The 20551-nt window shown below is 40.0% G+C and carries 17 protein-coding genes and 1 other annotated feature; of the genes, 5 read left to right on the forward strand and 12 right to left on the reverse strand.

What is annotated here, in order from left to right:
* Positions 1-58 precede the first annotated feature (58 nt).
* The 5 genes from fabK to NXG61_RS12210 form a co-directional block, all read right to left on the reverse strand.
* A complete protein-coding gene (fabK, locus tag NXG61_RS12190; protein ID WP_196604907.1) occupies positions 59-1006 on the reverse strand; it encodes an enoyl-[acyl-carrier-protein] reductase FabK in 948 nt (315 codons plus the stop codon).
* A gap of 1 nt (position 1007) precedes the next feature.
* Positions 1008-2009 carry a beta-ketoacyl-ACP synthase III gene (locus tag NXG61_RS12195; protein ID WP_196604909.1) on the reverse strand — a complete coding sequence of 334 codons (1002 nt, stop codon included), beginning with the start codon at positions 2007-2009 and terminating at the stop codon, positions 1008-1010.
* Positions 1993-3018 (reverse strand): phosphate acyltransferase PlsX, encoded by a 1026-nt coding sequence (gene plsX, locus NXG61_RS12200; protein WP_196604911.1) that lies wholly within the window; start codon positions 3016-3018, stop codon positions 1993-1995. Before plsX ends, NXG61_RS12195 begins: the two co-directional genes overlap by 17 nt.
* Positions 3019-3367: 349 nt before the next feature.
* Positions 3368-3544, reverse strand: coding sequence for a 50S ribosomal protein L32 (gene rpmF, locus NXG61_RS12205; RefSeq protein WP_196604912.1), 177 nt, complete (start codon positions 3542-3544; stop codon positions 3368-3370).
* Between the two features lie 33 nt (positions 3545-3577).
* Entirely contained in the window at positions 3578-4078 is a 501-nt protein-coding gene (locus tag NXG61_RS12210) for a YceD family protein (RefSeq protein ID WP_307222710.1), read from the reverse strand.
* 126 nt (positions 4079-4204) lie between these two features.
* Here NXG61_RS12210 and NXG61_RS12215 point away from each other — a divergent pair, with 126 nt between their 5' ends.
* Positions 4205-5464, forward strand: coding sequence for a tRNA(Met) cytidine acetate ligase (locus NXG61_RS12215; RefSeq protein ID WP_196604916.1), 1260 nt, complete (start codon positions 4205-4207; stop codon positions 5462-5464).
* 32 nt (positions 5465-5496) lie between these two features.
* Here NXG61_RS12215 and NXG61_RS12220 read toward each other — a convergent pair whose 3' ends face one another.
* From NXG61_RS12220 to NXG61_RS12230, 3 genes are read right to left on the reverse strand one after another with little or no spacing between them, the layout of a single operon-like run.
* Complete coding sequence (locus tag NXG61_RS12220) at positions 5497-5820, reverse strand: DUF1292 domain-containing protein (RefSeq protein WP_196604918.1); 324 nt, start codon at positions 5818-5820, stop codon at positions 5497-5499.
* A 12-nt stretch (positions 5821-5832) separates the two neighbouring features.
* Complete coding sequence (locus NXG61_RS12225) at positions 5833-7449, reverse strand: MBL fold metallo-hydrolase (protein ID WP_307222708.1); 1617 nt, start codon at positions 7447-7449, stop codon at positions 5833-5835.
* A 46-nt stretch (positions 7450-7495) separates the two neighbouring features.
* Complete coding sequence (locus NXG61_RS12230) at positions 7496-10909, reverse strand: DNA polymerase III subunit alpha (RefSeq protein WP_196604920.1); 3414 nt, start codon at positions 10907-10909, stop codon at positions 7496-7498.
* Positions 10910-11050: 141 nt separating this feature from the next.
* Positions 11051-11242 (forward strand) — a binding site (T-box leader).
* Between the two features lie 40 nt (positions 11243-11282).
* Between NXG61_RS12230 and leuS the strand changes: the two genes are divergently transcribed.
* Positions 11283-13754: a leucine--tRNA ligase gene (gene leuS, locus NXG61_RS12235; protein ID WP_307222705.1), complete on the forward strand. Its 2472-nt coding sequence runs from the start codon at positions 11283-11285 to the stop codon at positions 13752-13754.
* Between the two features lie 254 nt (positions 13755-14008).
* Here leuS and NXG61_RS12240 read toward each other — a convergent pair whose 3' ends face one another.
* On the reverse strand, positions 14009-14983 hold the full coding sequence (locus NXG61_RS12240; protein ID WP_196604924.1) for an asparaginase: 975 nt from the start codon (positions 14981-14983) through the stop codon (positions 14009-14011).
* Between the two features lie 559 nt (positions 14984-15542).
* A complete protein-coding gene (locus NXG61_RS12245; protein WP_307222700.1) occupies positions 15543-15833 on the reverse strand; it encodes a hypothetical protein in 291 nt (96 codons plus the stop codon).
* Positions 15834-16022: 189 nt separating this feature from the next.
* Here NXG61_RS12245 and NXG61_RS12250 point away from each other — a divergent pair, with 189 nt between their 5' ends.
* Genes NXG61_RS12250 through NXG61_RS12260 form a run of 3 tightly spaced genes read left to right on the forward strand, consistent with a single transcriptional unit; the run spans position 16023 to position 17174 of the window.
* Entirely contained in the window at positions 16023-16379 is a 357-nt protein-coding gene (locus NXG61_RS12250) for a hypothetical protein (RefSeq protein ID WP_307222698.1), read from the forward strand.
* Positions 16366-16761 (forward strand): winged helix-turn-helix transcriptional regulator, encoded by a 396-nt coding sequence (locus NXG61_RS12255; RefSeq protein WP_196604931.1) that lies wholly within the window; start codon positions 16366-16368, stop codon positions 16759-16761. Before NXG61_RS12250 ends, NXG61_RS12255 begins: the two co-directional genes overlap by 14 nt.
* Entirely contained in the window at positions 16758-17174 is a 417-nt protein-coding gene (locus NXG61_RS12260) for a GNAT family N-acetyltransferase (protein ID WP_231038606.1), read from the forward strand. The genes NXG61_RS12255 and NXG61_RS12260 overlap by 4 nt, the downstream gene beginning before the upstream one ends.
* A gap of 230 nt (positions 17175-17404) precedes the next feature.
* Here the strand turns inward: NXG61_RS12260 and NXG61_RS12265 are convergent, their stop codons facing one another.
* Entirely contained in the window at positions 17405-18682 is a 1278-nt protein-coding gene (locus NXG61_RS12265) for an ABC transporter ATP-binding protein (RefSeq protein WP_307222695.1), read from the reverse strand.
* A gap of 13 nt (positions 18683-18695) precedes the next feature.
* Positions 18696-20438 (reverse strand): ABC transporter permease, encoded by a 1743-nt coding sequence (locus tag NXG61_RS12270; RefSeq protein WP_196604933.1) that lies wholly within the window; start codon positions 20436-20438, stop codon positions 18696-18698.
* Positions 20439-20551 lie beyond the last annotated feature (113 nt).

A 20551-nucleotide genomic window follows, 5' to 3' on the forward strand; every position in this document is an offset into this window, starting at 1 on the left:
GGTTATAGTTTTCTATGATTCTGAAAAGAAAACACCTATGCTATTAGGGAATACATCCTTATTTACAACTGTTTTCAACTCTGTTAAATTCATTATCCATATGTGAAACTATATCTATAATAATTTGTCTGACCGGTTTTATCTCATTCAGCATACCGCTTATCTGTCCGATCATAACAGACCCATTTTCTACATCGCCCTTGTGCGTGGCCAAATTAAGTTTCCCCGCACCGAGTTTTTCAAGTTCGTCAGGAGCAGCTCCCGATTTTTCCAGTTCTTCAAATTTCCTTGTCAGCTTGTTTGACAGGACGCGTACAGGATGCCCTGTAGCTCTTCCCGTTACTACAGTGGATCGATCTCTGGCTTTAAGTACTAATTTTTTATAATTTTCATGGGCGATACATTCGTCCGATAAAACAAATCTTGTTCCCATTTGAACTCCTGAAGCACCAAGAGAAAAAGCTGCCAAGACACCTCTGGCATCTCCTATTCCACCGGCCGCAATGACCGGAACATCAACCGCATCAACTATCTGCGGTACAAGTGACATAGTGGTTATTTCCCCTATATGACCGCCGCTTTCAAGCCCTTCCGCTATAACTGCATCCACACCAGTTCTCACCAGCCTCTTTGCCAAAGCTACCGAGGCAACAACAGGTATGACCTTGCTTCCTATTTCCTTCAACGCAGGTATATATTCTCCTGGGTTCCCCGCTCCGGTCGTTATCACAGGAATTTTTTCCTCTAAGACCACCTGCATGACTTCTTTCACGAATGGAGACATCAGCATAATATTAACACCAAAAGGTTTCTGCGTCCATTTCTTAGCTTTTTGAATCTCTGCCCGCAGCATATCCGGAGGCATATGCCCGGCTCCTATAATGCCGAGCCCGCCGGCATTGGAAACAGCTGCTGCCAGCTCGGCTGTACCGATCCATGCCATACCACCTTGAAATATCGGATATTGTATATTGAGCAATTTACATAATCTATTTTTTTCAAACATACTATTCCTCCTTAGCCCATTTCATGATGCATGACGCCCATGTAAGCCCTGCACCAAATCCGGAAAAAGCTAATATATCGCCCTTTTTAAAAGTCTTATTATGAGCTGCCTCGGCCAGTGCTATAGGAATAGATGCCGCAGAAGTATTTCCATATTTACCTATATTTACAATGACCTTATCCATGGATAGCTGCAAACGTTTGGCCCCTGTCTGGATAATGCGGATATTGGCCTGATGCGGAATAAGCCAGTCAATATTCTCTTTTTGCAGGTTCGCTCTTTCCAATGAATTTAAAACGGTTTCTCCCATAATTTTCACGGAAAAACGGAAAACTTCCTTGCCATTCATATGAAGATAGTGCAGTCTGTCTTTTACCGTAGCTGCCGATGCCGGATGAAGACTGCCGCCGCCCGGAATGTCAAGGCTGTCGCCGCCGCTGCCGTCAGCGCCCAGATCAAAGGAAAGCATACCATAACCATCATCAACTCGCCCGTAGACTGCGGCTCCGGCTCCGTCACCAAAAATAACACATGTATTTCTATCCTGCCAATCAATGAATCTGGACAGTGTTTCAGCTCCTATGACCAAAATCTTTTTGTATACGCCTGACTGAATAAATTGAGCTGCAACAGACGAAGCGTATATAAAGCCTGAGCAGGCTGCCGTCAGGTCAAATGCACCTGCGTGACTGGCCCCAAGCATATCTTGCAATACACAAGCAGTAGAAGGTATTATCCTGTCCGAAGATATTGTTGCTACTATTATCAAATCCAATTCGTCAGGTTCGACACCTGCATCCTTCAATGCCATCTGCGCTGCCTTGAAGGCTATGTTCGAAGTGGCTGTTCCTTCAGATGCTATACGGCGTTCATGTATGCCTGTCCGCCCTACTATCCAATCATCATTGGTATTGACCATTTTTTCAAGGTCAAAATTCGTCAGCTTATCCTCCGGCAGACAAAAGCCCGTGCCGAGTATACCGGCGCTATTTTTCCCTGTCATCAGCCAGCATCTCCTCTTTCTTTATATTTTCCCTTATGCGGCTTACTACATCCTGTTTAACATATTCACAAGCCACACCGATGGCACTTTTTATTGCCTTTGCATTGGAGCTTCCATGTGCTATTATATAGCATCCGTCAATACCAAGCAAAGGTGCACCTCCATATTCGGCATAATCTATCTGCTGCGCAAACTTTTTCAATGTGGGGGACAGAAGCAAAGCACCTATCTTTGCCAACAGACCGCCCTTCAATATAGCTTCCTTCATTAATTTAAGCAGCGTTTTTGCCAGACCCTCAGCAAATTTCAAAACTATATTTCCCACAAAACCATCGCAGACAACCACATCAAAAGCTCCGTTTGTAATATCACGGCCCTCAGCATTGCCCTTGAAACTAATGGTATGCATTTTTTCCAAAAGCGGATATGTACTGAGAACTTGCTCATTTCCCTTAGTGGATTCTTCTCCGATATTCAAAAGACCTACACGCGGTTTTTCCACGCCGAAAACACATTCGGAGTAGATTGACCCCATAAGAGCACTTTGGACAAGATGCTTCGGCTTACTGTCCACATTAGCACCTGAATCCATAAGAAGCGTAACACCGTGCCCTGTGGGAATAGGTGTAGCTATCGTAGGCCTGTCAATTCCTGTGATACGTCCCAATATAAAAAGTGCTGAAGTGACAGCAGCACCTGTACTTCCTGCGGAAATAACAGCATCGCACTCTCCGCTTTTTGCAAGCTGTGCCGCTATCACCAAAGAAGAATTTTTCTTTTTTCGTACAGCAGCAACAGGATGTTCACCCATTTCTATAACCTCAGCAGCATGATGAATAGAAATGCACAGTCGATTCCAGTCAGGTGTTTTATCTAATTCTTTCTTTATTTTCTCTTGATCTCCGACAAGCACTATTTCACAGTCAAAGTTTCGGGCAGCATCAATCGCGCCAGCGACTATCTGTTCAGGGGCGTAATCTCCTCCCATTGCATCCAGCGCTATTCTCATATTCAGCCTCCCTGTTTGTTGCTTGCTAAAGTATAGTGAACGATTGAATCATTCGTTTTGTTATTATACTGGCTTTAAATTAAAATATCAAGTAAAAGCTTAAAAATGCCAGCAATATTTATTAATAAAATGCAGCTGTATTACATAATTCAGCTGCATCTGAAACACCAGATCATCATCCATAAACAGAATAGTTTTCTTTAAGTAAATTGGAAATCGTATATTAATATAAAAAATAGATAATTCCACATATATTGCCAATTGCTTAAAAACAAAGGTTTTGTATACTGTCCAGATAAAAATAATGAGCAAGATATAGACAACATTATACCTTGCTCGATAGAAATTATTATTCCGCAGAAATTACTTCCTTGCCATCATAATAACCACATTCAGGACAAACATGATGCGGCATTTTAGGCTCATGGCACTGCGGGCATGATACAAAGCCCGGAGCTTCCAACTTCCAATTAGCACGGCGCTTATCACGGCGGGCTTTAGACATTTTACGCTTTGGTACTGCCATCAAAAACACCTCCTTAAAAGATCCAATACTAAACTAATTCTTTTCCAGCAGCTTTTTCAATACTGCCAAACGTACATCAACCACTGTACGGTCACAGCTGCACTCACTTTTATTGAGATTTACACCACATTGAGGACACAACCCCTTACAATCAGGTTTGCAGACATTGCTTATCGGTTGCCCGGCAATAACAACATCACGCACCAAATCAGCGATATCTATAGAATCGCCGCTGAATAAGTTCGCGTCCTGCAAAGCAGAAACATCTTCCTTATAAATTTCATCAAAAGCATGAACCTGATCTTCCGCAACTTCTTCCAGACAATGATCGCAAACAAAGCACCTATGACAATCTATCCTGCCTTCAAAGCGATACCCCACACCTGTATTTTCAGCTGTGCCTCTCACTTTTATTGTGCCATCAATATGATAATCGTCAGCAGGAAAATCAAATTCGCCGGCGGGTATATCAAAAACAAATTCGTATCTCCCACCACTAGCATTGTTTACATCGGATAACTTTATTTTCATCATAAGATAACAACCTCAACTTATTATAGCGGGCACTATATATTTTGTCAAATCAGTTTCAAATTTTTTTGCAAAACTCATTTTTCATCATATAATATATACATTAAAAGCATTTGAAAGGATACCAATATGAAAGTATTTGCCATAATTGCTGAATTCAATCCGTTTCACAACGGACATAAATACCTCATTGAGACAATAAAAAATAATTACAATGATGCTTTCTGCATCGCTTTGATGAGCGGCAGTTTCACGCAGCGCGGTGATACTGCTATTTTTGATAAATGGCAGAGAGCCTCCCTGTCCGTACTCGGCGGCGCCGATCTTGTTCTTGAACTGCCGGCCGCCTTTGCCGTCAGAAGTGCCGAAGGATTTGCACAAGGGGCAGTATCACTGCTCTGTCGTCTTGGTTGCATTGACATGCTTTGTTTCGGCAGTGAAACCGCTGACATAAATGCCTTAAAGAAAGCCGCACATCTTCTCAATCATCAATTGGATGGTAAAAAACTGCGCGAAAGCTTGAGGAGTGGTATGACATATGCTGCAGCAGTGGAAAAAGCAATTGAAGAATACATACCGCAGATAAATTTTTCTCTAAAAGCGCCCAATACGATACTGGCCATAGAATACCTAAAAGCCATGGAAAAAGAACAAGCCAATTTTTCTGCTATAGCGATAAAGAGAAAAAAAGCCAATCATGGCAGCAGCGTTTTCACCGGTTCTTTTTCAAGCGCTTCTTCTATAAGAAAAATTCTTAAAAGCGACAGTACATCATTACAAAAAATACAGTGCGCCATCCCTGACAGCTGTTATTTTTATATGCAAAGCATATTAAAAAATACCGACAACATTTCTTTTACAGAAAATCTGGCGCGCAGTATGATGGCAAAGATCCGTACGTCCTCTGCTGACAGGCTCAGACAATTCAGCGGCATTGGCAGCGGTCTTGAATATAGAATACTCAAGGCAGCCTGCACCGCCGACAGCATTGACGCTATGCTCAGTATGATGAAAAGCAAACACCTGCATTACAGCAGACTGCAGCGCAGTCTGCTGCATATTTTGATGGATCTGGATAAAGCTTCTTTAACTGACTTTGACATATTTGGTGCAGCCTATGCACGCGTACTGGCATTTAATGCAAATGGAAGAAAAATATTAAAAAAAATAAAAACAGATTCTTCCATCCCTCCCATCTTAAAAACGACCAAATTCTTTTCACAAAGACAATTTTGGCAGAATTCAGATGACAAACTGCAGAGCCTGCTGCATTACGATATACTCGCTACAGACCTGCACGCTCTTTCCTTCAATAAAGTAGCACCGGCCGGAAAAGATTTTTATCTATCCCCTGTCTATATAGATACCGATAATGTAAGTCCGCTATAAGTCAAGCATTACATCTATAATCATCGGTAATCTTATTCGAAATCACTTTCTTCAATTTTTTCATAGACTTCCACAGCAGAGGTAAACTCTTCATCAGTAGGTGTTAGATATTCATCTTCACCGATTTTGTTTTTTACGACCTTGGCAATAGTGGTATCATTCTCATGAAAAACTTCTTCGCTGCCATCTGAATCATCTTCATCTGTATTAAAAAAACTTAAGACAGCATATTGAGTTCCCTTCGCCATAAACTTCATTTCTTCATAAAAATAGTGGATATTGCCATCTTCGTCTGTCATTTCAATAATATTATCATCATTGAATTCTGCTTCTGTCTCTTTAAATTTATCGTTCATTTTTTTCTCCTTTTAATTTATACCAAAATCTTTAAACATGCGCTTTACATATCGCCAGCCTTTTTCCGCCTGCCGTATTGCACTCTCCATAATCTGAGGATTTCTGACGACTGCCGAAAGCAGCTTTTTGCGCCAACGTCGATAATCTGCATCAAGCAGCTGCAAAAATTCTTCCATTTCTTTTTCGACAGCCACTTGCGGTATATCTGCGGGAATTATTTTGCAGCCAGTCTCATTTATATCTGCGGTATCAGCATAAAAAGGTGCATATACATTGCATTCATATGCCGTTTTTATTTTATTCTCCAGAGACTTTATTGCCATTGATTCACCATGCACCAAAAATACCTGCCTTGGTCCTTTCAAATTGATATGCTCCATCCATTCAAGTATCTGATTGCAATCTCCATGCGCGGAAAATCCATCCAATTGCGCAATTCTAGCCCGTACAGCAATGTCTTCTCCCAATATTTTTACTCTTTTAACTCCGTCTGTGAGGCGTCGTCCTAATGATCCTTCAGCCTGATAGCCAACAAAAAGCACTGTCGATTCCGGACGCCAGAGATTATGCTTTAAATGATGAAGTATTCTTCCTGCATCGCACATACCGCTGGCCGAAATAATTATAGCAGAACCTTCACTGCTGTTCAAAACCTTCGATTCTTCAGCAGTCTTGCACATCTTGATCTGCGGCATCGCGGGAAGCTTCCCATTTTGCTGCAGCATAGCGATCGTTTCATCATCAAACAGCTTCATGTTTTCCGCAAAAACCTTTGTCGCCGCTATAGCAAGGGGACTGTCTATAATGATCGGCACATCATCAATGCGGTGCATTTTCCACAGACGATACAGATAATAAAGCAGCGTCTGTGTGCGCCCGACAGCAAATGCCGGAATAATAAGATTTCCGCCACGATCCATTGTATCATTAATTATTTCTGCAAGCGCAGTTTCCTTGTCATATATCTGATGGACTCTGTCACCATACGTTGATTCGACAATCAAACAATCCGCATCATATATAGGCTCAGGATCTTTTATTATTGGCTGGCCCGGTTGACCGATATCACCCGAAAAAACAAATTTAACAGCTTTTTTGCCATTTTCATGCACGTATACTTCAATGAAGGATGAGCCCAGAATATGCCCCGCATCACGAAATACAGCACTTATTTCATTTGTAAGCCTAATTTCTTCACCATAATCAAGCGAAACAAACTGAGCAAGCGATTTTTGCGCATCTTCCACTGTATACAAAGGAGCAGTCGGCACTCTCCCTGTACGCATACCCTTGCGATTTATTATTTCGGCATCACTTTCCTGAATATGAGCACTGTCAGGCAGCATGATTCCCGCCAGATCACAAGTAGCTTTAGTGGCATATATACTTCCCTTAAAACCTTCTCTGCAAAGTTTCGGGATAAGACCGCAATGATCTATATGAGCATGTGTAAGTAATAATGCATCTATTTGCTTTGCCGAAAAAACAAACGGTTTATAATTCATTTCCCTCAGCTGACGGCCACCTTGAAACATTCCGCAGTCAATCAGTATTTTTTTCCCATTTGCTTCCAATAAGTAGCATGATCCTGTAACAGTATGAGCCGCTCCCAAAAATTGTAAATTCACCTATATTCCCCCCTTGGCACATTATTTGATAAACTGACAATGAATATCAGCTTACTCTGACAGAATTTTTCCCCAGTAATCCCTCGATTTCACCGATTACTTCGTTACTGCCGTCGATCCAGTATTCTTCCTGTGCCTTTATTTTTTTATTATTAGTGACAAAATAGAAACAAACCATATGATCACCATGATGATCTACCAATATATCTTTTAAATTTTTCAACACTTCTTCCTTTTCCTGCATGGCATTTATTTGAATCCAGAAAGTCTCCTTATAATCGGCAAGCGCACATAATTTTCCTGCTATTATCTTAAAACCACTGTCTAGCAGATTTATTTTACCGGAAACAATAATTGCCGTTTCCGGCATTATAATATTTACCGCTTCATAAAAAACATTCGGAAAAACAACTACTTCTACGGTTTTAGTAAAGTCTTCAACTTGCAGCACACACATGGTATCCCCCTTGCGTGTGGTCATTTTTTTCACGTTTGCTATCAAACCGGCTATTTTTACATAAGTGTTGTCCCTGACATTTTCCTCTGTCAGCTGCGCAAGAGATTTTATATTTTTTAATTTTTCTCTGTACAGATCAAGCGGATGTCCCGTGATATAAAAACCTGTTATTTCTTTTTCCGAATTAAGCAGTTCCATTAATGGCAATTCAGGAATATCAGGCAATATAATTTTTTCTGTGCCGGTAGTCTCACCAAACAATGACAGCTGACCACTGTCGGCATCTTTTCTTTTCAGCAGCGCTGTTTCTATAAACTGGTCAATAATTTTTAGCAGTTGTGATCTTTTATCTCCAAAAGAATCAAAAGCCCCCGCACGTATAAGATATTCAAGAACACGTTTATTGACAACGCGGCTGTCAACACGGCAGCAAAAATCCATAACCGAAGAAAAGGGACCGTCATTTTTGCGTATCTCAATAATATCGATCATTGCTGCCTCACCAACATTTTTTATAGCTGCCAAGCCAAATCTTATTCCATTTTTTTGGAGATCGGCGGTAAACCCCGCTCCGCTTAGATTTATATCAGGCGGCAGTATCTTTATCCCCATATGTTGGCATTGTTCTATATAATTTTTGATTTTATCAGAATTTGTCATGAAGCTGGTCAGCATGGCAGCCATATATTCATGCGGATAATGAGCCTTCAGATATGCCGTCTGATAAGCTACAAGCGCATATGCGGCGCTGTGGGATTTATTGAAACCATAATCAGCAAAATTAACCAGCAAATCAAAGATCTTTTCGGCAAGATTTTTATCTATATCTTTTTCAGCCGTACCGAGCAGAAAATTTTCTTTCTGAGCCATAAGAACATCATGCTTTTTCTTGCCCATTGCCCTGCGCAGTATGTCAGCCTGTCCAAGAGTGAATCCTGCCAGAACCTGTACTACCTGCATGACCTGTTCCTGATACAGGACGACACCAAATGTTTCTTTCAAAATAGGCTCCAGCAATGGATGCATATAGCTTACCTTTTTTTTCCCACGGCGGCCATCTATAAAATCCGTTACCATGCCACTGCCCAAAGGTCCCGGCCGGTACAATGCTACAAGCGGAATAAGATCCACGAATCCATCCGGCTGCAAATCTCTTACCAAGGCAGTCATGCCCGGCGATTCCATCTGAAATACACCGCAGGTATCACCGGTGCGAAGCATTTTTGCGGTTGCCGCATCATTCAGCGGAATATCTCCTATATCGATATTATTTCCTGTATTTTCTCTTATATTCTTTACCGCATCACTTATTACCGTCAGAGTACGCAGACCCAAAAAATCCATTTTCAGCAGCCCAAGCTGTTCAACATAATCTTTATCATACTGTGTAACCAGTGTACCTTCAGATATCTGTACAGGCACATAATCAGTCAGTGGCTGTCTCGCAATCACTATGCCGGCAGCATGAGTTGACGAATGCCGCGGCATGCCCTCGATATCTCTGGCAAAATCTATCATCCGATGTATAACAGCATCATTTTCATAAATATGGTGCAGTTCCTTTGAATTTTTCAAAGCTTTATCAAGTGTCATCCCAAGTTCTGTCGGCACCATTTTTGCTACTTTATCAACATCATTGTAAGGTATATCCAGCACACGCCCTACATCACGTATAGCGCCGCGTGCTGCCATTGTACCAAAAGTGATTATTTGCGCAACGTGATCTTCTCCATAACGGCGTTTGACATATTCAATGACTTCTTCCCGTCTTATATAGCAGAAATCAATATCAATATCAGGCATTGTTACTCTTTCCGGATTTAAAAACCTTTCAAAAAGCAAATCATATGCCAGCGGATCGATATCCGTTATACTTAGTAAAAACGCTACTATGCTGCCGGCAGCCGAGCCTCGGCCCGGTCCGACTACTATCTTATTATTGCGGGCAAAGTTGATAAAATCCCAGACTATGAGGAAGTAGCTGTCATATCCCATGCGGTTAATTATGCTCAATTCATAGTCCAGCCGTTTCCGCACTTCATCAGTTATATCGCTATAGCGCAAGGGAAGATTTTTTTCACATAGATCACGCAAATACTGTTTGTCACTGACTCCCTCAGGCAAGGGAAATTGCGGTAAATGCAAATGACCGAATTCAAAATCGACGTTGCATCGCTCCGCTATTTTGAGAGAATTACAAATAGCTGACGGTACAGACGGAAAAAGTGCATTCATCTCCTCTGCCGATTTCAAATAATATTCATCACTCGAAAATTTCATACGATCGGTATCCGTTAAAATTTTTCCCATTTGAATACACAGCAATACATCATGAAATTCGCTGTCTTTTTTTTCCAAATAGTGAATATCATTTGTAGCTATAAGCTCCAAACCCTTTTTTTGAGCCAATTCAATCAATACTGCATTGACTTTTTGTTCTTCTGCAAGACCATGATTTTGCAATTCAAGAAAAAAATTATTCTTGCCGAAAATTTCTACATACTCATTTAAAATTTTTTCCGTATCATCCGGTTCGCCATACAATATAGCGTGAGGAATTTCACCGGCTATGCATGCGCTTAATGCTATTATCCCTGTATGATATTCACGCAGCAGATCTTTATCAACCCTCGGTTTATAATACATCCCCTCTATATTGGCCAGAGACACCAGCTTGACCAAATTTTTATAGCCTGTATCATTTTCTGCCAGTAAAATCAAATGATGATATCTCACACCATTTACTTCAAAATTATCATGGCGGTCATGCGGTGCCACATAAACCTCACACCCGATAACAGGTTTTATTCCCACAGCTTTGGCTGCCTTATAAAATTCCACTGCACCGTACATATTGCCGTGATCCGTTATAGCAACTGCAGGCATGCCCATTTTTTTTGCTTTTTCCACCAATTTCTTTATGCGGCTCGCACCGTCTAACAGGCTGTACTCCGTATGTACATGAAGATGTACAAATTGATCCTGTTCTTTTATTTCCTGCATTTACCCTATTACCTCTGATTCATTTATTGTCTGTATAAACATTTTATCATATCCCTTCATATTATAAAACTGCCTTTACAGTTATCTTGACTTTAGCAGAGTGAACCCTTATAATAAGGACCAGTTTTAAAAAATAACATTTAGCAGTCTATGATGCAGAATAGTAGACTCAGGTATATTTTACAGAAAGCCGATGGTTGATGCGAATCGGTATATATCTGTTTTGAACTCACTGTTGAGACTTCCGATAAAATCGGCGTTGATAGCGTTAATATTTTGAGTGGGCAGCACTGCTGCCAATCAGGGTGGTACCGCGATATTATCGTCCTTGGCTTTTGCGCCAGGGGCTTTTTTATTTTAAGGAGGATTTTCAATGGAAAAATATTGCCCCCAGGAAATTGAAAAAAAATGGCAGACTCAATGGGATAAGGATGGTATCTATACTACTGTTGATAATGTGCCGGATAAGAAAAAATATTATGTTCTCGAAATGTTTCCTTACCCATCAGGAAATTTGCATATGGGCCATGTTAGAAATTATTCCATAGGCGATGTACTAGCACGCTTCAAAAAAATGCAAGGGTTCAATGTTCTTCATCCAATGGGCTTTGACGCATTTGGTATGCCCGCAGAAAATGCTGCGATCAAGCACGGTGTAAAACCGGCTGACTGGACTTATGACAACATGGACAATATGATCCGTCAGCAAAAACAGATGGGACTTTCCTATGATTGGAACAGACTTGTCCAAACCTGCCATCCCGATTATTACCGATGGACTCAATACTTATTCGAGGTTTTCTATAAAAAAGGACTTGCCTACAGAAAAAAGGCTACCGCCAATTGGTGCGATTCCTGCAAAACAGTTCTTGCCAATGAGCAGGTAATCGAGGGCCGCTGCTGGCGCTGTGACTCCCCTGTAGTAAAAAAAGATCTCACTCAGTGGTTTCTTAAAATAACAGATTATGCCGATACTCTGCTTAAAGATCTGGATAAGCTGCCCGGCTGGCCAAACCGTGTCAAAACAATGCAGGATAACTGGATAGGGCGCAGTGAAGGCGCGGAAATCATTTTTGAAATTCCTGATTTCGCTGAGCAGGTCACTGTATATACAACACGTCCCGATACAGCGTTTGGTATAAGTTATATGGTTTTAGCGGCAGAACATCCGCTTGTAGACAAATTGATCAAAGGACGCAATGACGAATCTCTGATACGCAGCTTCATTGAACGTGTACATAATCAAAGTGAGCTTGACCGTACTTCGGACAAATCAGAAAAGGAAGGCGTGTTCACCGGCGCTTATGCGATCAATCCGTTCAACGGTGAAAAATTTCCTATCTGGATAGCAAATTATGTGCTGTTTGAATACGGCACGGGCGCAGTAATGGGTGTCCCCACACATGACAGCCGTGACTGGATGTTCGCCGGCAAGTATAAACTCGGCAAAAAAATAGTCATAACTGATGCTGAAAATCAGCTGACCCTGGATAGAATGACAGATGCCTATGTGGATGACGGTATATTAGTAAATTCCGGTGAATTTACCGGAATGAATAATCGCAAGGCTATTCCTGCCATGATCGACTGGCTGGAAAAGAACGGCTGCGGAAAACGGCGGATAAACTATCGTCTGCGCGATTGGCTCATATCCCGCCAGCGTTATTGGGGCGCGCCGATACCTGTTATTTATTGTGAAAAGTGCGGCACCGTTCTGGTTCCCGAAAAAGACCTGCCCGTGAAACTGCCGGAGGACGTGAAATTCGATCCGGGTGTTGTATCCCCGCTTGCCCACAGCGAAGCATTTGTAAATTGCACCTGTCCTCAATGCGGCGGTCCCGCTAAGCGTGAAACGGATACCATGGATACATTTATATGCTCATCATGGTATTATATGCGTTATGCGGATGCCAAAAACACCAAAGCTCCCTTTGACAGAGCTCTGGTCAACAGCTGGCTTCCTGTTGACCAATATATCGGCGGTATCGAGCATGCCATTTTACATCTTTTATATTCAAGATTTTTTACTAAAGTATTGAAGGATGCCGGTCTTGTGGACTTTGATGAACCTTTCACAAACCTCCTAACACAGGGCATGGTCATAAAGGATGGCTCAAAAATGAGCAAATCAATCGGCAATGTAGTTTCACCTGAGGAAATAATAGGTAAATACGGCGCCGATACAGCCCGTCTTTTTATCCTATTTGCTGCCCCGCCGGAGCGTGATCTTGAATGGAGCGATCAAGGCGTTGAAGGAGCCTGGAGGTTTTTAAATCGCATTTGGCGTATAGTCCTCCATTTCTCAACAGAAATAAAAGAAAACAAACAAACTGATATTTCGCTTCTCACGGTAAAAGAAAAAGAATTGCGCCGCATTCTCCATGTTACAATAAAAAAAGTCACCGAAGATATAGCGGAACGTTCCAATTTCAACACAGCTATAAGTTCTATCATGGAACTCGTCAATGCATTTTATGCCGCCAGAGATGAATCTCTGCAGGCTGGTCTGATCAACGAAACAGCTACTGATCTTTTACTGCTGCTGGCACCTTTTTCACCCCATATAACAGAAGAACTCTGGCAGAAACTCGGAAAATCCGACAGTATTCATAAAGCTGCCTGGCCAGTGTATGATGTTGAAGCAACCATTGCCGATGAAGTTGAAATAGTAGTGCAGTTAAATGGTAAAGTGCGCGAAAAAATTACGGTAGCTTCACAAATAACCGCAGATGAACTCAAAAAACAAGCTCTTGAACTTCCGCGCATTAAGGAATTGACTGAAGGAAAAACTATTATTAAAACCATTTGTGTTCCAAAAAAACTTGTAAATATCGTCGTAAAATAATTTTATCCGGTTTTGAATCGCTTTTTCTTAAATAAAACTCCGGAGGTATGAACTCACTTCATAAATCAGATTTATAGCCGATTTATAAAAGTTTTTTCATGCCTCCGGAGCTTTTTTATGCACAGAATCAAGTATTAGTTGTGCTTTTTACAGCAGTGCCCATTTTTTATATCGGCATTGCCGATGATAAAAATATTATCGGTGTATTAATATACGTCATTAATCACTGATTTCTGAAAAATTATACATCTGCATTAATCAGTAAAATAGGCCTGCAGTTCAGCATTATTTTTAGAGGCTTTTAATGCCAGCATCAATTTGATGCGCGCCTTTTGTCCGCTGCTTTCCTCTGCCAGAATGACCCCCGAAGAAAGCAGTGAGCCAGCGCTTCCCTCATAGCTATATATCGGTGCCACCCGTCCTGCAGTTACCCGTGTCGCCAAAATCACGGGAATATCATGGCTGCGGGCAATTTCCATTGCTTTTTTTACGGCAGGTGGCACATTCCCGCAGCCGAAGGCTTCCACCACAATTCCTTTGACACCTTTCTTGATCAAACATTCTATAAGGAAACCATCCATTCCTGCGGCTGTTTTTAATAAATAAACATCATTTTCCAATGAATCAGTATAAATTTTCTGTTGAATAGCGCGATGCCGTTTTACAACTACCTGATCACCATAAACATAGCCTATCGGACCCCACCACGGAGAAGCAAACGTCGCCATATTTACTGAATGAGTCTTTGTAACTTCGCTTGCCGCATGTATCTGATCATTTAAAACCACCGTGACACCTTGACCAAACATCTTCTGACTTATCGCTGCCTGAACTGCAGCCAGAATATTTCCCGGCCCATCCCAGCTCATATCAGAAGCACCGCGCATTGCCCCGGTCAAGCAAACCGGTTTTTGTGTATGCGTTGCCAAATCAAGCATATAAGCCGTTTCTTCAATAGTATCTGTTCCATGCGTTATGACAATGCCTGCAACTTCATCATCGGCAGCTTTTTTATCGACCAGCTTGGCAAGCTCAAACATCATTGCCGGAGTTATGTGTCCGCTTGGCACATTTGAATATTCAACAACTTCTACCTGCGCTATACCTTTAAGCGGAGGTACCGCTTCTAAAAGATCTTCACCACTGACCGCCGGAACAAGCCCGTCCTTTTCTCTGTCATATTTCATGGCAATAGTTCCGCCGGTAGTGATAGCTATAACTTTTTTCATTGTAACTTTACCTTCTTATTTTCAACATTTTTAATACATCTTTTATCCAAAACTATTTTCTATTTATAAATTTCGTTTTTAACATTTCTTATATGTTAAAGTAAAAATTACTCTTATTATACAAAAATTGTATCTTTATGTATAGAAATTGTTTGCAATTTATAATTATTGTCATCTATAAAGAATGACCTGTTTTGTATCCGCTTTATTAGCTATACTTCTGATCATGTTCCCGTATGATATAAAAAATTCTTCTAAATTAATAAATATTGACAGTACTTTGTTCCGCAATAGCAAAAATTTCTGTTATATAATAAAGCTCGCCGCTATAAATATTAATGAGTGGAAATATACAGTTCGGCAAATTGATTGCGGAGAGTTGGCGGTTAATGATCTTATTACAAATCGCGCACCACTGACGAAACTCAAACAACTGTTCGATCCAATAGCCATAGAAAAAACACCGCCAGTCCTTGTAAGTACAATACAGGATTAGCGGTATTTTTTCTATACACTGTTTGATAGTTTACAATGCACAGATTAGTAAGAGAGATTGTGATTATGCTACACCATAAATTTTTACGTCTGGATCAGTACTCCAAAGTGGTTTAAGGCCGGCGAATACATCATTCTGGAACATCTCGCTGGATAAGTAAGCCTTGGCATGTTCTACACCGTCAAAACCGTGAAGAACCTGAACATCTTCATCGCGAACCAAAAGATCCTTTGTCAAAGCACCTTCAATTGTGTCCAGGAATAAATCACGATAATCGTTATAAACCTCAGCTGCAGCCGGACGATTGCTTTTTGCAATTTTCATTGTGATTTCCAAATAAGCGTTTACTTTCATGGTATTACCTCCAAATTTTTATGTGATTCTTTTCGTTTATTTGAGCCTGCTATCATTATATTTTAAATGCTCTAAGAGGAATAGATATCAATAAAATTATTAGTCACTAATAATTTTCATAGTTACTTGTTGGCATAGGGATTGCCGTCTATAATAGGGATAAACTTGTTTCATGTTAGGGGGGATAAAATGTCAATATCGGTATTTACAACAATGTTAGGCTATATGATCGTATGTTCTTTTACACCTGGTCCGGGAAATATTCTGGCGCTGAACACGACAATACAATTGGGTTGGAAAAAAGGAAAACGATTAATTTGGGGTATTTGTACAGGTTATGCTGGTGTGCAAGTCCTTTGCACATTAGTGGTATATGAATTAAATGATTTTTTTTCACCCATGATTATTATTCTGAAATATATAGTTGGAATGAAAATACAATGCATTTATCAACACTACTATAAAATAATCAATTTTGTATTAAGCTTGTTTTTGTTATATTTCGCTTTCGATATTATAAGGGGAGAGTTTGATGTATCAACATAAACTAGACGAGGATATTCGATGTCCGCTTGAATATGGGCTTGAAATTTTTGGTGGGAAATGGAAATCAAGAATTATATGTGTTTTAGCTGAAAAAGGCACTTTGAGATATAGTATTCTTCGCAAAGAAATGAGCAATATAACAGATGCCGTTTTAGCCGCTACATTAAAAAACTTAATTTTGGATGAGATTATACAAAGGAAGTCATTTGATGAAATTCCTCCTAAAGTAGAATATTGCCTTACCAAAAAAGGAATGTCTGTAATTCCAGTTTTACAAAGTATTTGTCGATGGTCTGGGGCTTATCATAGGGAAGATAATGAAAATACAATGACACAATGTAAAAAATGTGATTATAAAGAAGGATACGGTGATAATTTATGATGGAGATTACCTATACAGAAGAAAAAATTTTTACCCAAGATAAAATACAAGAATTGTTTTTATCTGTTGACTGGGTATCAGGACAGTACCCTGCTCGCTTATATAAAGCATTAAAGAATTCTTCTACTGTTTTGACTGCTTGGGATAAAGAGCGGTTAGTGGGGCTTGTTCGAGTATTAGATGATAGTGAAATGGTAGCTTATATTCATTACGTTTTAGTAAATCCAGCGTATCAAGGAAAGAAAATTGCTGCAACTATGATTAGAATGATTAAGGAAAAATATAAAGACTATTTATATATTGAAATTATGCCGGAGGAAAGAAAAAATGCGGGTTTTTACAAAAAATTTGGGTTTGAAATTATGGAAGATGGTATAGCGATGCAACTATGCAATTTTAATAATAAATATTAAATATTTATATATTTAGGAATAGATAGATCATGAAAAACGGATTAATTCAATATTGCTTTTAAATGTAATTTGTCGGGAGTAGGTCATAGATGCTGTTCCATAAAAGTAAGAATAATCTGCATTTTTATAGGTTATAGTTTTGCAATATGTCTACTTACTCGAGGGTGTTCCAGAAAAAAATTTTGCCGGTAATAATATATTATTACCGACAAAATTTTTATCCTCTTTAATTACACAGATTGCTCCAGGTATACTATTTCCTTATTATCGTCATATTCGATAAGTTCAGCATATCTTTCCCAGCCGATAAGCAGATCAAGCTGCTTTTGTCCTATTTCTTCTCCGAAGGTTTGACTCTGCAGTTCTTCAAAAAATTCAATATTCATTTGTTTATTGGATTTTGACCGCAGGATGTTTATCATTTTCTGAACGAAGGGAATATGTTCCAAAAGCTGCTGCCTGAAAAGTTTTTTTCTTTCCAGAACTGTTGCTCTGGCAAATTCTACTCCATGCTCGGTAAGTTCAATATCGCCTTCTGTGACCTTTGTAAAATGCAGTAGAGCGGATGCTTCTATCAAAGGCAAGAAATCTTCCATATCCATGAGAAATCGATCAGCAAGTTTATACAGATCTATTTTTTCATTGAGATCTTCCAGCAGCTCCAGAAAACCTGTCAACGCACCTGCCGAAACTGATGGAATGATCAAATCTTTCTTTGTCTGCACGAGCATTTCTGTCATCGGTATTTTTTTCTTTGTCATTATCGAATATATCTCATCTACATAAGACAAAAATTCCGGTGATTTTCTGTCTCGCCAGCGCGGCAGAGATATATCTATATTTTTAATTATTGTTGCCGGACCGGAAGATAAAATTATGGCTCTGTCGGCCATATAAACGGCTTCCTCTATTCCATGCGTGATCAATACTATTGATTTTGTCGGTATTTTTTTATCAAGCCACAGTTCCAAAAGATCGCGCCGCAAATTTTCTGCCGTCAGTACATCAAGCGCCGAAAAAGCTTCATCCATGAGCAGTATATCAGGTTCACTGACAAGTGCTCTGCCTATTCCAACACGCTGCCTCATACCACCGGAAAGTTCTTTCGGATAAGCATTTTCAAATCCATCCAAACCAACAATATCCAAGACCTGCATTGATTTTTCTCTTTTATACTCCACAGATATTTTTTTTCGTTCCAGCCCCAGCATAACATTTTCTAATACAGTCAGCCATGGGAATAAGGCAAAAGACTGAAAAACCATTGCCACTCCCGGATTAACGCCTTTAATTTTCTTGCCCAGATAGGAAACGGTACCGCTGGAGCTCGGAATAAGTCCTGCAATAATTCTCAAAAGAGTTGATTTTCCGGAACCAGAAGGTCCAAGAACAGCCAAAAATTCGCCTTCTTTTACATGCAGATTTATATTTTCCAAAATTGTAGAATCAGATGTACCTTTTATTTTAAAAGTTTTATTTATTTCTTTTAATTCCAATAAATTTTTCATTGCTTCACCCCTTTTAATCAACATGATATTTTGTCTGTGCCATATAATACAATCGATGCCATATAAAACGATTTATCAGCACTACTAAAATGCACATGACAGCTATCCCCACCAAAATCCCATTCCAGTCACCGGCAGAGGTTGCTGTGCTGATATATGCGCCTATACCTGAAGCAGTGAGTGTATATTTTTTCCAACTGACAAGCTCAGAGATTATACTCGCGTTCCATGCTCCTCCTGACGCGGTTATAAAACCTGTTACCAAATGCGGAAAAATACTCGGCAATATCAGTGATTTCCACTTTTTCCAGCCGCTCAATTCAAAAATCTCCGTAGCTTCGATCAAATCATTTGGTATACTCATTGCCCCGGCAATAACATTAAAAAGAATATACCATTGCGTCCCCATCATCATTAACAAAATAGAACCGTATTCAAAATTGACATGGTATTCAACAAATAATATTGTAAAGAAGGGAAAAAGCATATTGGCTGGAAAAGAAGCGGCTATCTGCACCAAAGGCTGCATTTTCGCAGAAAGTCTGGGATTAAGTCCTATTTTAACACCCACCGGTATAGTCCAGAGTGCACCCAGGAAAAGTGCTGCCAATACGCGTCCTCCTGTATATAATCCCATGATAAATGCCTGATACAGATCATTGAAGCCTATGTCATACAGCATAAATACAGCCTCTTTTGCCGGTGCATAAAGCTCATACAAAAGAAATAGTGCAATAAATACTTTACATCCCCTTTGCACAAAATAGCCGGCATTTATACTCACATATGTATGCGGTGCTTTTTCCAACCTATCAAAGAACCACAATATACATCTGTTAAAAAAAATACCAATTGGTGCAAATATATGACTGTACAGCCAGTACATTATGAAAGACCTGTATAAAACATTATAGACAAAAGAATCCGGCTGCTCTTTAGCCTCAGAAAACTCAAGTTTAAAGCGCTGCCCCCATACGATAAGCGGCCGCCAAAAAAGTTGATCCACCAAAAGTATCATAACAAGCATGACCAGCATAGCATACAGCATTGCCTGTACATTGCCGGATTCGACTGCAACAGCGAGATAAGAACCTATACCCGGTAAATGAATATCTTCACCTAAAACACTGATTGCCTCACTGGCTGCCAAAAAAAACCAGCCGCCGCCGAATGACATCATCCCATTCCATATAAGGCCGATAGCAGAAATAGGCAGCTCCAGGCTGATGAATCTGCGCCAGGGGTTAAAATGCAGCATTTGCCCGGCTTCTTCCAGATCCTTAGGAATAGTCATCAAGGAATGATAAAAACTAAATGTCATATTCCATGCCTGTCCTGTAAAAATAGCAAAAATGGAAGCACATTCAACCCCCATCAGGCTATTGGGAAAAGCCGCCATAAAAGCTATTATAGTGGCTGATAAAAAACCCAGAACAGGAATAGATTGCAAAATATCCAAAACAGGAACCATTACAGATCCTGCCGTTTTCACCTTTGCCGCTATATATCCGTATATAAAAGTAAATAAGAGAGAAAAGAAAAATGCTATAAACATGCGCAGCAAGGATCTTCCCGCATAATAAGGAAGCATCAGCGGGGAAAGGTCTATATTCAGATGATCTCCCTGAACAAAAGGAATATTCATCCCTGAACTGAGTTTTAGTATAATATACAGAATTATAAAAATAACAGCAATTATTATTATGTCTGTAAAGGAAAATCTTCTCTTAGTTAAAGATTTGGTAAATATTTCCATGGTTTCCTCCTAAAGCTGATTTTATTATTTTTTTTACTATACTCTCGCCATCGTCCATATTTACCACCTCCATAAATACTGCTTCATAACTAAAATAAACCCTCCTAAGAAAG

Origin of the sequence: Pectinatus haikarae, assembly GCF_050916305.1 — a bacterium.
GTDB classification, from domain to species: Bacteria; Bacillota; Negativicutes; order Selenomonadales; family Selenomonadaceae; genus Pectinatus; species Pectinatus haikarae.